Source organism: Thalassococcus profundi (assembly GCF_003344785.1).
In the GTDB taxonomy this organism is placed as follows: Bacteria; Pseudomonadota; Alphaproteobacteria; order Rhodobacterales; family Rhodobacteraceae; genus Puniceibacterium; species Puniceibacterium profundi.
Window position 1 is genome coordinate 114,283 of sequence record NZ_QPMK01000017.1, and the last position, 10,543, is coordinate 124,825.

Sequence of the window (10,543 nt, forward strand, 5' to 3'; positions counted from 1 at the left end):
TATGAAACAGGATGATTTGGGTCCGGTGGTGTCCTCGGCGCACCTCGCGCAGGGCAACTTTCCCGAGATCTCGGAGTTCGAATTCGGCCTGACGCTGGCGCATAACGCCTTCCAGCGCTGGGTGGTGCGCTGCATGGCCACCGCCGGGTACCCCGGCCTCACCGCGCTCGAGGTGCTGGTGCTGCATTCGGTCTACCACCGCGACCGGCCGAAGCGGCTGTCGGACCTGTGCCTGGTGCTCAACATCGAGGACACGCATCTGGTGAACTACGCGGTCAAGAAACTGTCGCGCGCCGGCCTGGTGGCCGAGGGCCGGCAGGGCAAGGAAAAGACCGTCGCCGCGACCGAGGCCGGCGCCGCCGCCTGCCAGCGCTACCGCGAGATTCGCGATTCGCTGCTGTTGGGCGCGGTCGGAGAGCTGGGCGTCGAAGCCGAACAGGTCACCCGCCTCGCCGCCCTTCTGCGCCTGATGTCCGGCCAGTACGATCAGGCGGCCCGCGCCGCCACAACCTACTGACCCGATCTCCGGCTTTTAAACCCCGCCAAACCCAAGGGACCGGCGTCGTGCCCGCCCGCGCGGACACACCCGGCCCTCGCGCAGGCCGGACCGTCACCCCCGGAACCTCAGGCCGAAAAGTCAGGACCGCGCGCGCCGCCCGACCCGGCTTCATCTTGCCGATAAACCTCCAGAGAGCACGAGAGACAGCGTCTCTCGTATGCCGCAGGCATTCCACCGCGCTCATCACCGCGTTCAGTGCGGCTTCTTCGGCGGATCGGCCTCGTTCAGCGCCGCGTTCAACGCCTCCTCAATATCCTCGGGATCTTCGGACGGGATCGCGTAGGAGCCGCTCAGCCACTTGGCAAGATCGATATCGGCACAGCGTTTGGAACAGAAGGGGCGGAAGGCCGGGTCGGTCTCCTTGGCGCAGAGCGGGCAGGTCATGGCAGCACCTGCGTCAGGGCGATCCGGTCGCGTTTGCGTTGCAGTTCGAGGTTGCCCATCGGTGTCCAGCCCACCAGCACCGTCTCGACCGTGTCGGCGCGCAGGGCGGCGCGCAGAACGCCCTCGATCTGCTTGCGGTCCTTCTTCGGGCAGGGTGCCGGGTCGATGGTGATCTGGCCGCCAAGGCCGCGCAGGCGCAGCTGTCGCGGCAGGTCGCGCAGGGCGGCCATGTTGGCCTTGAGCCCCGCCGCCGGCGAGGTGTCGCCGCCGGTGTTCACATCCACCGCGACCAGCGCGCGGGTCGGCTCCACGTGCATCGACGCGCCGCCACCCAGCGGCACGGTGTCGCTGCGCAGCGCCTCCAGCGCATCGAGGACACCGTGGGTCTCGAAACTGCCCGAGGCGGTGTCGATCTCGGCCGGATCGGTCCATTCGCGCCAGGCCAGCGCATGCGGGCCGTCACCTTCGACCAGGGTTTCGGCGTCGCCGCTCGCATCGGCCATGACCTGCGCGGCGAGATCCGCCATGGCGGCGATATCCTCGGCGATGGCGTCGGTCTCGGCGGCGGCGCAGGAGGAGCGCAGGATCAGCCCGCCCTCCCCGGTCATCGAGTCGTGAGCCAATTCCAGCAGCCGGTCGCGCAGGGCCTCGTCCTTGATGCTGCGCGACACGTTGAGCCCGGGCGCGTCGGGGGTGACGATGGCGTAGCGGCTCTTGAAGAGGATCTTCGGCGTCACCGGGATCGCCTTGCCGGGTTCGGCATAGCCGGTGACCTGCACCAGCAGCGCCTGGCCCGGCGACACACCCTTGATCTGGCGCAGGTAGCAGGGGCCGTCGGGGCTGCGCAGGAACACCCCGCCCTGCCCCTTCATGGGGCGTTCGGCGATGGCGCGGTAGATCGTGCCCGGGCGCGGCAGGTCGCTGTCGATCAGCAGGTCCTGCAACTGCCCATCGACCATGAGGGCGGCCGCTTCGGCCCCGTTCAGGTGATCGAGCGCGATGGTGCGGCCTTTCATCGGGCCTCCTTCCAGACGGGATAACCCGCCGCTTGCAACAGATGCGCGGTCTCCAGAAGCGGCAGGCCCACGACGGCGGTGAAACTGCCGTTGATCCAGGGAATGAACGCACCAGCGGGCCCCTGGATGCCGTAGCCACCGGCCTTGCCGCGCCAGTCCTCGGAGGCGAGGTAGGCGTTCAGCTCCGCGTTCGACAGCGGCTTCATCTTCACCGCGGTGACCACGTCGCGCTCCCAGATCCGGTCGCCGCGCCGCACCGCGACGGCGGTGACGACCCGGTGACGGCGGCCGGAAAGTGCAGTGAGAAACGCCGCCGCCTCGCCCGCATCGGCAGGCTTGCCGAGGATGCGGCGGCCCAGCGCCACGGTGGTGTCGGCGCTCAGCACGATGTCGTCGTCACCGGCCTGAACCGCCCAAGCCTTTTCGCGGGCCATGCGGATGCAATAGGGGCGCGGCAATTCTGCCTTCTCCGGGGTCTCGTCGATGTCGGGGGGGCGGATGTCGTCGGCGCCGATGCCCAGCTGGGCCAGCAATTCGCGGCGGCGCGGGCTACCGGAGCCGAGGATCAGGCGGTGGCGTTCGGGTCCGGTTGTCATGTTTCGGGCACCCAGACTTGAAACGAGTGTTGGCCGCGCCCCGCATAGCGAGACGCTTGCCCCACGGGCCGCGCGGAGCGCGGCCTACTTAAAGCGATAGTTGATCCGACCCTTGGTCAGATCGTAGGGGGTCATCTCGACCTGTACCTTGTCGCCTGCGAGGACGCGGATGCGGTTCTTGCGCATCTTGCCTGCCGTATGCGCGATGATCTCATGGCCATTTTCAAGCTCGACCCGGAACGTCGCGTTAGGCAGGAGTTCCTTCACGACACCGGGAAATTCGAGCGTATCTTCCTTGGCCATGGTCTCTCCTTGTTAACCGATTCCGCCCACAGGCGGATCGCGCTAGGATATGAGGCCATTGCGCAAGCTTTTCAAGGTGCAATTCAGCGCAGGCGCTGTGGCTCGGGGGCCGAGTCGCGGCCCGCCTGATCGGCCCAGTGCGTCCGGTTCAACACCACGCCATCGGCACGGACCTGGGCGACGGCCGTCATGTCGACCGTGGCATAGGTCCAGCCGGGCTGGTTCAGCACGCCCTCGGCGATGACGCCCGTGGGGGGAAAGCCGCGGTCCGGCGGGCCGAAGACGCCACCCGCGCCGGTGTTGGTGTCAACCGCGTAGGACCAGTCGCAGGCGCCCACGGTCGAGGCCATGACGGTCACGCATTGCTGCTCGAGCGCCCGGGCCATCGACCCGATGCGCACCCGCCAGTAGCCCGCCAGCGCCTCTGTGCAGGAGGGCACGAGCACGAGGTCCGCCTCCATCAGCGCCCGTCCCAGCAGGGGATATTCGCTGTCGTAGCAGATCAGCACCGCAATGCGCCCGAGGCTGGTGTCGAAGAGCCGCAGCGGCCCGCCGGGCACGACGTTCCACTCCTCGCGCTCGAACCGGGTCATGATCTGCTTGTCCTGCACGCCCATCGCCCCCGTCGGCGTGAAGAGCCGCGCGCGGTTCACCGGACGACTGCCGATCTCTGTATCGAAGACCGGACCGGAGGCACCCAGGATATGCACGCCGTATTTTTGCGCGAGCTCCGAATGCAGCGCGTCGGCGGCGGGAATGGCCTCGGACACCGCGTGCAGCGAGGCTTCGAGATCGCCCGCCACGGCGCGGCCCCGGAGCGTCGCCAGTTCCATGGCGCCATATTCGGGAAAGACCAGCAACTCCGCCCCGTTGGCTGCGCCATCGGCCACCCAGGCGGTCAGCTTTGCCGCGTAGGCGTCGAAACTGTCGAGGAAATCCATGGGATAGGCTGCGGTGGCGAGTTTCATGGGGCGTGTCCTGTGGTCTGCGTCGGACCTGGGGGTTTCACACGCCCAGACCCCCGTGGAGGTTTATTGGCAAGATGAAGGCGGATCGGAGCCTTTTGCCGGCGAAAGGCTATCATTCCGGTGCCGGTCCGGGTCAAGGCCGATCGCAATCGAGATCACGTCGCATCCGGACCCAGCGGTTTGATCCAGAATTGCAGCGGGTGGTCGGTTTCTTGGGGCTGATCGTGGTCTTTCCAGCGGAACTGCGCTACGGCGCCGTCGAGTTTCTCGTAGCCGCGCTTGCGCCAGAAGGCGTCGAGCGGCACGTAATCGGCGGGGCGCAGCGGATGATCGGCGGGGCGCAGGACGCCACAGAAGGCGGAATAGCGTCGGCCCAGGGTGCGGGCATGGGCCTCGCGCAGGTCGAAGAAGCGCACGCCGACCCCCTGGCCGCGGTATTCGGGCAGCAGCACCGATTCCGCGCAGTAGAACACTTCGTTCAGCGCAAGACCGGTGCCGTCGAAGGCGGCAGCGAAATCCTCGGCGTGGTCTTCGAGCGGCGCGCCGGTCGATGCGCCGACAAGCGTGTCGCCGTCGAAGGCGCCGACCAGAATGGCGTTTTCGCTGTCGCGGTAGGTTTGCAGGTAGCGGCGTTCGTAATCGAGATCGCCGTCGTAGAGATACGGCCACTTTGCAAACACCGCCATCCGCAGCCGCGCCACGTCGTCGAGCGCCCTGTCAAGCGCGGGTCCGGTCAGAACCTCAGTCCGCATCACGACACCTGCTTGATCCAGTCGGCGAGGTTGTAATAGGTCACCACCCGGGTAATCTTGCCGTCTGCCAGCGAAAAGAAAGACCCCGCCGGCAGGCGATAGGTCTGGCTGCGTGCCGGCGGAAGGCCCTCGTCGGTTTCGAGATAGGTGCCGTTCACCATGAATTCGGCCGCGCCCCGGTTGCCGTCCTCGGCCTCGAAAATCACCAGTTCGGTCAGTTTCTCGTCGTAGCAGCGCGCCATGTGGGCGCAGAAGGCGCGGAAGTTCTCGCGGCCCATGCGCACCTCGCCCTCGTTGACGTAATGCGCCACATCTTCGGACAGGCAGTCGAGCATCGCCTCGGTGTCCTTGCGGTTGAAAGCGTCGAAATAGCGCGTGAGCGTGGCCTTAGACATTCACTGTCCCCATTTTCCCTTGAGTTGATCGTATATCTGGTCGCGTGTCTGGCGATAGGCGTTGAGCTTGGCCTCGCGGGTCTCGCCCAGGCCCGTGGGGTCCATGATCGGCCAGTATTCCACGCTGAGGTGGAACATCCGCGTCTGGTCCAGCGCCTGTTTCTGCGAGGCCGGCGACATGGCGACGATCAGGTCGAAGCCCGACAGCGCCTCGCCCATCTGTTCGAGATCCTCGAAATTGCGGGACCGGTGGCGCGACAGTTCCACGCCGATCTCCTGGCAGGCGGCGATGGCGAAGCCGTCGATCTCGAGATCGTTAAGCACGCCCACCGACTGCACGTAGGTGTCGAAGCCGTAGAGCTTTTTCATGATGCCCTCGGCCATAGGCGAGCGCACGGCGTTGTGGTCGCAGCAGAACAGAACCGATTGCGGCAGGGTCTGCGGCACGCTCAGCCCCCGAAATGCAGCACGCAGATCAGCGTGAAGAGCCGCCGGGCGGTGTCCTCGTCGACCTCGGCCTTGCCTTCGAGCCGTTCCTGCAGGATGCGCGCACCTTCGTTGTGGATGCCGCGGCGGGCCATGTCGATGGTCTCGATCTGGCTCGGGGCGAGCGTCTTGACCGCGTCGAAATAGCTCTTGCAGATCTGGAAGTAATCCTTGACCACCTGCCGGAAGGGCGACAGCGAGAGGTGGAATTCCGCCGCTTTTTCATGGGCTTCGGTGGCAATGTCGAAGACCAGCCGCTTGTCGCGGATCGACAGGCCGACGCGGTAGGGCCCGGGCGGCACATCGCGGCCCTCGCGGTCCGGCAGGACGAAGGAATTCTGCTCCATCAGGTCGAACATCGCAACGCGGCGTTCCTGTTCGATCTCGGGCGTGGGCGGCGGAAGACCTGCGTCATCCAGTTCGATATGCGCGATGCGGCTCATGGACGGACCTCTGTCTGCTGGCATCCTCCGGCGCCGACGCTACCCGCTTCGCTGCCGCGCGGCAATGACCCGAAGGGCGCGGTGGCCCGCGGCGCGGCGTAGGATGGATTTGCAACCCACTGCCCCCTGCGCTCAGCCGTTGAGCTTGCGCAGCCGCGCCGTCACCGACAATCCGTGCGCCTCGAGGCTTTCGGAGGCGGCGAGACGCTCCGCCGCGGGGCCGATGGCGCGCAGGCTTTCCGGCGTCATCCGCGCCAGCGTCGTGCGCTTGACGAAATCGAGCACCGACAGGCCGGACGAGAACCGCGCCGAGCGCGCCGTGGGCAGCACGTGGTTCGGCCCGCCGACATAGTCGCCGATGGCCTCTGGCGTCCACTGGCCGAGAAAGATCGCTCCGGCATGGGTGATCTTCTGCGACAGCGCCTGCGGGTCGGTGACGCAAAGCTCGAGGTGTTCGGGCGCGACACGGTTCGACAGCGCCGCCGCCTCGTCAAGGTCGCGCACGGTGATGACGGCACCGAAGTCGCGCCAGCTGGCGCCGGCGATGGCGCGGCGTTGCAGCGTCCCGAGCCGCGTTTCCACCGCCTTTGCCACCGCCCGGCCGAAAGCCGCATCGGTGGTGATCAGGATCGATTGCGCGCTTTCGTCGTGTTCGGCCTGGCTCATGAGGTCGAGCGCGATCCAGTCCGGGTCGGTGTCGCCGTCGGCGATGACCAGAATCTCGGACGGGCCCGCGATCATGTCGATGCCGACGCGGCCGAAGACCCGCCGCTTGGCCGCCGCGACATAGGCATTGCCCGGCCCGGTGATCTTGTCCACCGGGGCGATGGTGTCGGTGCCGTAAGCCAGCGCCGCGATCGCCTGCGCGCCGCCGATGCGGTAGATTTCGTCCACCCCGGCGATCCGGGCGGCCAGCAGGACCAGCGGGTTCACCACCCCGTCCGGCGTCGGCACGGTGATGCAGAGCCGCGGCACGCCCGCGACCTTGGCGGGGATCGCGTTCATCAGCACCGATGACGGGTAGCTGGCCAGCCCGCCCGGCACGTAGAGCCCCGCCGCCCCCACCGGTGTCCAGCGCCAGCCCAGCGTCGCGCCGGTGTCGTCGGTCCATTCGGCGTCTTGGGGCAGTTGGCGGGCGTGGTAGGCGCGGATGCGTTCCGCGGCCAGTTCCAGTGCCGCGCGGTCCGCGTCCGGGACCTTGGCGATCTCGGCCTCCATTTCGGCGGCGGAAACGGCCATGGTCTCAGCGGTGAGCGTGAGCCGATCGAACTTCGCCGTCAGATCGAGAACCGCCGCATCGCCGCGGGCGCGCACGTCGGCGATGATCGCCGCCACGGCGTCGTCCACGTCCGGGCTGTCCTCGCGCTTGGCGCCCAGCAGACGGGTGAAGGCGGCGTCGAAATCGGGCTGCGTTGTATCGAGGAAGACGGGCATGGTTTCGGGCCTCTTTCTGGTCTGAGGCGTCCATATAGGCGGGTGGGCCAAGCCTCAAGTCTGCGCGGCGCGGATCGACGGTGCCGGACGACCGGCAGGGATCGCCCGCAACGGGCGATGCGAGAGGCCAGCCTCTCGCGCTCTCCGAGGTTATTGAGAACCGAAGAAGGGGCGCGCGTCGCTTTGCGTAGGTGTTCTGCGTCGGCGCGGGCAAGCCGGTGCCGGGACGACGACGGCCGGCAGCGCGGTTCCTGCGATCGCCGGCACGTCGGGACAGTCGACGTTTTCCGCAGGGGCGCGCGGACCGGTTCAGTCCGGATGCTGTGGCGTCTTGCCGGAGGGTGCGAGATAGGGGCGGGTCACGTCCTTGAGCGTCAGTTCCAGCGCTTCGACCTCGGCGCGGATCACGCCGTCGCCGGCGAGCGTCAGCAGCACGTGGCCGGTGGCGTCGGGGCCGGGCTCGAAATCCACCGAGAGCAGCGACAGGATCGTGTCGGTTTCCGCGCGGTCCACCCCCTGGCTTTCGACCTTGAGCACATTGTCGATGACCAGCACCGACTGCACCCGCTCGGGTCCGCCCGGCGCCCTTTCCTCGCGGCGCAGGCGGTTCAGCAGCAGGGCAAAGCGGCGGCGCGAGCGCTGCCAGGTCATTTCGGTGACCGGGAACACCGCATCCTGCGCCAGCGCCGACAGCACCGCGAGGTCGTCGGTGTCCATGGCGCCGAGGTGCAGCGGCCGTGCGGCACCGTCTTCGAAGCGGGCGTCTTCGGTCATTGGCCCTTGATCCTTTCGATCTTGGCACCGACGCCCGAGAGCTTGCGCACCACGTGTTCATAACCGCGGTCGAGGTGGTAGACCCGGTTGACCACCGTCTCGCCTTCGGCTGCGAGGCCCGCCAAGATCAGCGAAACGCTGGCGCGCAGGTCGGTCGCCATCACCGGGGCGCCACGGAGCCGATCGACCCCGGTGACCGTCGCATGGCCGCCGTGAACGTCGATCCTGGCCCCCATGCGCATCAGCTCCGGCGCGTGCATGAAGCGGTTCTCGAAGATCTTTTCCTCGAGCACCGAGGTGCCTTCGGCGGTGCAGAGCAGCGCCATCATCTGCGCCTGCAGATCGGTGGGAAAGCCCGGGAAGGGTTCGGTGGTGACATCGACGGCGCGGATTTGGCCATTCTTGCGGGCGACGGTCAGCCCGTTTTCGGTTTCGGCGACCGAGATTCCCACGGCGTCGAGCTTTTCGCAGAAGGCGCCGACCAGGTCGATACGGCCGCCCAGCAGCTCCACCTCGCCGCCGCAGATCGCCGGGGCCAGCATGTAGGTGCCCAGCTCGATCCGGTCGGTCACCACGCGGTGCGTCGCCCCGCCCAGCCGGTCGACGCCCTGTACCGTGATCGTGTCGGTGCCGTCGCCCTCGATCTGCGCGCCCATCTTGCGCAGGCAATCGGCCAGGTCGACGATCTCGGGTTCGCGCGCCGCGCGTTTGAGAATCGTTGTGCCGCGCGCCAGGGTCGCCGCCATCAGCGCGTTCTCGGTGGCTCCGACCGACACCAGCGGAAACTCCACCACGCCGCCGCGCAGCCCGCCCGAGGGCGCCTTGGCGTGCACGTACCCGTCGCGCAGGTCGAGCTCTGCCCCCATTGCTTCGAGCGCGCGCAGGTGCAGGTCCACGGGCCGCGCGCCGATGGCGCAGCCACCGGGCAGCGACACCACCGCATGGCCGTCGCGCGCCAGCATCGGCCCCAGCACCAGGATCGAGGCGCGCATCTTGCGGACGATGTCGTAATCGGCGGTGTGGTTGTGGATGTCGTGGCTCGACATCGCCAGCACCTGCCCGTCCTGCAGGCTCTGGACCTCGGCACCCAGCGACTGCAGCAGGCTGGTCATGGTGCGGATGTCCGACAGCCGCGGCGCGTTGGTCAGCGTCAGCGGCTCCTCGCTCAGCAGCGTCGCCGGCATCAGGGTGAGACAGGCGTTCTTGGCCCCGGCGATGGGAATCTGCCCGTGAAGAGGCCCGTTCCCGGTGACGACGATCGAATCCATTCTGGCTGTCCTTTGCTCTGACCCTTAGCGGGTTTCGTCCCGGGCGGCGTCCCTGCCCGCGGCGCCGGCCTTTTTCGCGCGCGCCTGCGCCTTGCGGCGCGCGAGATTGGCCTTGAGCGCCGCCTTCAGGCGGTCTTCGCGCGTCTCGCGCGGGGATTTGGGGGCACCCGGTTTCTGCTCCATGCGCCCTCTCTAACGCAGGGAGGAAAAACCGTCCAGATTGCGCTTGCACCGCTTCGGATTTGCGTCTAATCAGCCGCCCACACCGCAAGGTGCCCGGTGCTGTGGTAGCTCAGTGGTAGAGCACACCCTTGGTAAGGGTGAGGTCGAGAGTTCAATCCTCTCTCACAGCACCATCATTACCCTTTAAATACAACACTGTAAGGCGCGATGTATATTTCGTTGTCCAAGCAGAACCATGCGTGAACACGCATGTATCTGTGGCAGGATTTTGGCAAGATGGGTCAGGGCCGGACTTTACGGCTTACTGCTATCAAAAGTTGGACGAGATTGGTCCGTCGACCAATCCCACCGCCCTCTACCGATATTTCGACGCTGACGGTGCGCTGCTATATGTCGGCATCACCAACCAGCCCGAAGAGCGCGACAAGGCGCACTGGCGCAAGAGGTGGCGTGCGGACGCCGTCGCTGTGCTCTATGAGTTCTTCCCCGACCGTGGTTTGGCCGAGGTGGCTGAACAATGCTGCATTCGGCATGAAGGCCCACTGCATAATGTTCGGGTTTTGCCCGGACCGCTACAGGTCAGCGCTTATCTTTATGGCGATCACATCAAGCTGCACAACGGGCGGCTCTGCGGTGACGTGACGGGATGGGGTGAATAGAACGCCCCATGTGTGCTGAGCTTGAATCACCAGCATGTATTTGGTGCGCGAGTGCAAGTAGCCAGTTCATGCCGCACGCCGGTCATCCAACCTGCAAAGATGCTGCGCGCTGCATGAACGGCTGGTTCAATGAGGCCGCACTGCGGCGCTGACTTCCACCCCGAAGGTCCGGTTGGGGCCGAAAGCTCGTCAGTGTCGTTTGCCAGGGGTCTTTGTGATTTTGTTACCACGGGGTCCGGACTGGGTGGAGGTATTGGTCAGGTTTTCCTCCGTAAGCTTGCGCCATCGTTCAAGACGCGCCGGATCGAGTGTCCCGTTGGCGG

15 protein-coding genes and 1 tRNA gene are annotated in these 10,543 nt (G+C 66.8%); 3 read left to right on the plus strand and 13 right to left on the minus strand.

Annotation, left to right across the window (positions count from 1 at the left end; all coding sequences use genetic code 11):
• The first annotated feature begins 1 nt into the window (after window position 1).
• Entirely contained in the window at window positions 2–517 is a 516-nt protein-coding gene (locus DU478_RS18250) for a winged helix DNA-binding protein (protein WP_114512400.1), read from the plus strand.
• A gap of 234 nt (window positions 518–751) precedes the next feature.
• Here DU478_RS18250 and DU478_RS18255 read toward each other — a convergent pair whose 3' ends face one another.
• The 13 genes from DU478_RS18255 to DU478_RS23180 all read right to left on the minus strand — a co-directional run bounded on the left by DU478_RS18255 (window position 752) and on the right by DU478_RS23180 (window position 9,561).
• Window positions 752–943 carry a DNA gyrase inhibitor YacG gene (locus tag DU478_RS18255; protein ID WP_114512401.1) on the minus strand — a complete coding sequence of 64 codons (192 nt, stop codon included), beginning with the start codon at window positions 941–943 and terminating at the stop codon, window positions 752–754.
• Window positions 940–1,959 (minus strand): ribonuclease E/G, encoded by a 1,020-nt coding sequence (locus DU478_RS18260; RefSeq protein WP_114512402.1) that lies wholly within the window; start codon window positions 1,957–1,959, stop codon window positions 940–942. The genes DU478_RS18255 and DU478_RS18260 overlap by 4 nt, the downstream gene beginning before the upstream one ends.
• The gene (locus DU478_RS18265; protein ID WP_114512403.1) at window positions 1,956–2,555 is read right to left on the minus strand and encodes a Maf family protein; all 600 of its coding nucleotides are present in this window, start codon (window positions 2,553–2,555) and stop codon (window positions 1,956–1,958) included. Before DU478_RS18265 ends, DU478_RS18260 begins: the two co-directional genes overlap by 4 nt.
• A gap of 84 nt (window positions 2,556–2,639) precedes the next feature.
• On the minus strand, window positions 2,640–2,858 hold the full coding sequence (gene infA / locus DU478_RS18270) for a translation initiation factor IF-1 (protein WP_005978431.1): 219 nt from the start codon (window positions 2,856–2,858) through the stop codon (window positions 2,640–2,642).
• A gap of 83 nt (window positions 2,859–2,941) precedes the next feature.
• Window positions 2,942–3,826: a carbon-nitrogen hydrolase family protein gene (locus DU478_RS18275; protein WP_114512404.1), complete on the minus strand. Its 885-nt coding sequence runs from the start codon at window positions 3,824–3,826 to the stop codon at window positions 2,942–2,944.
• A gap of 155 nt (window positions 3,827–3,981) precedes the next feature.
• A complete protein-coding gene (locus DU478_RS18280) occupies window positions 3,982–4,578 on the minus strand; it encodes a GNAT family N-acetyltransferase (protein WP_114512405.1) in 597 nt (198 codons plus the stop codon).
• The gene (locus DU478_RS18285; protein ID WP_114512406.1) at window positions 4,578–4,973 is read right to left on the minus strand and encodes a ketosteroid isomerase-related protein; all 396 of its coding nucleotides are present in this window, start codon (window positions 4,971–4,973) and stop codon (window positions 4,578–4,580) included. Before DU478_RS18285 ends, DU478_RS18280 begins: the two co-directional genes overlap by 1 nt.
• On the minus strand, window positions 4,974–5,420 hold the full coding sequence (locus tag DU478_RS18290) for an arsenate-mycothiol transferase ArsC (protein WP_114512407.1): 447 nt from the start codon (window positions 5,418–5,420) through the stop codon (window positions 4,974–4,976). It abuts the gene before it with no gap.
• A gap of 2 nt (window positions 5,421–5,422) precedes the next feature.
• Entirely contained in the window at window positions 5,423–5,902 is a 480-nt protein-coding gene (locus DU478_RS18295; RefSeq protein ID WP_114512408.1) for a UPF0262 family protein, read from the minus strand.
• Between the two features lie 132 nt (window positions 5,903–6,034).
• A complete protein-coding gene (hisD, locus tag DU478_RS18300) occupies window positions 6,035–7,336 on the minus strand; it encodes a histidinol dehydrogenase (protein WP_114512409.1) in 1,302 nt (433 codons plus the stop codon).
• Between the two features lie 309 nt (window positions 7,337–7,645).
• Window positions 7,646–8,110, minus strand: coding sequence for a DUF2948 family protein (locus DU478_RS18305; RefSeq protein ID WP_114512410.1), 465 nt, complete (start codon window positions 8,108–8,110; stop codon window positions 7,646–7,648).
• Window positions 8,107–9,378 (minus strand): UDP-N-acetylglucosamine 1-carboxyvinyltransferase, encoded by a 1,272-nt coding sequence (gene murA / locus DU478_RS18310; protein ID WP_114512411.1) that lies wholly within the window; start codon window positions 9,376–9,378, stop codon window positions 8,107–8,109. Before murA ends, DU478_RS18305 begins: the two co-directional genes overlap by 4 nt.
• Before the next feature lie 24 nt (window positions 9,379–9,402).
• Window positions 9,403–9,561: a hypothetical protein gene (locus DU478_RS23180; RefSeq protein ID WP_199488371.1), complete on the minus strand. Its 159-nt coding sequence runs from the start codon at window positions 9,559–9,561 to the stop codon at window positions 9,403–9,405.
• 98 nt (window positions 9,562–9,659) lie between these two features.
• Here DU478_RS23180 and DU478_RS18315 point away from each other — a divergent pair.
• Both DU478_RS18315 and DU478_RS22735 read left to right on the plus strand, forming a co-directional pair.
• Window positions 9,660–9,734: transfer RNA gene (locus DU478_RS18315), tRNA-Thr, on the plus strand.
• Window positions 9,735–9,800: 66 nt separating this feature from the next.
• Window positions 9,801–10,220, plus strand: a complete 420-nt coding sequence (locus DU478_RS22735; RefSeq protein ID WP_147276384.1) for a GIY-YIG nuclease family protein — start codon at window positions 9,801–9,803, stop codon at window positions 10,218–10,220.
• The last annotated feature ends 323 nt before the right edge of the window (window positions 10,221–10,543 follow it).

Coding starts and splice junctions, on each gene's coding strand:
- DU478_RS18250 (WP_114512400.1), top strand. CDS start 2: ATGAAACAGGATGATTTGGGTCCGGTGGTGTCCTCGGCGCACCTCGCG.
- DU478_RS18255 (WP_114512401.1), bottom strand. CDS start 943: ATGACCTGCCCGCTCTGCGCCAAGGAGACCGACCCGGCCTTCCGCCCC.
- DU478_RS18260 (WP_114512402.1), bottom strand. CDS start 1,959: ATGAAAGGCCGCACCATCGCGCTCGATCACCTGAACGGGGCCGAAGCG.
- DU478_RS18265 (WP_114512403.1), bottom strand. CDS start 2,555: ATGACAACCGGACCCGAACGCCACCGCCTGATCCTCGGCTCCGGTAGC.
- infA (WP_005978431.1), bottom strand. CDS start 2,858: ATGGCCAAGGAAGATACGCTCGAATTTCCCGGTGTCGTGAAGGAACTC.
- DU478_RS18275 (WP_114512404.1), bottom strand. CDS start 3,826: ATGAAACTCGCCACCGCAGCCTATCCCATGGATTTCCTCGACAGTTTC.
- DU478_RS18280 (WP_114512405.1), bottom strand. CDS start 4,578: ATGCGGACTGAGGTTCTGACCGGACCCGCGCTTGACAGGGCGCTCGAC.
- DU478_RS18285 (WP_114512406.1), bottom strand. CDS start 4,973: ATGTCTAAGGCCACGCTCACGCGCTATTTCGACGCTTTCAACCGCAAG.
- DU478_RS18295 (WP_114512408.1), bottom strand. CDS start 5,902: ATGAGCCGCATCGCGCATATCGAACTGGATGACGCAGGTCTTCCGCCG.
- hisD (WP_114512409.1), bottom strand. CDS start 7,336: ATGCCCGTCTTCCTCGATACAACGCAGCCCGATTTCGACGCCGCCTTC.
- DU478_RS18305 (WP_114512410.1), bottom strand. CDS start 8,110: ATGACCGAAGACGCCCGCTTCGAAGACGGTGCCGCACGGCCGCTGCAC.
- murA (WP_114512411.1), bottom strand. CDS start 9,378: ATGGATTCGATCGTCGTCACCGGGAACGGGCCTCTTCACGGGCAGATT.
- DU478_RS23180 (WP_199488371.1), bottom strand. CDS start 9,561: ATGGAGCAGAAACCGGGTGCCCCCAAATCCCCGCGCGAGACGCGCGAA.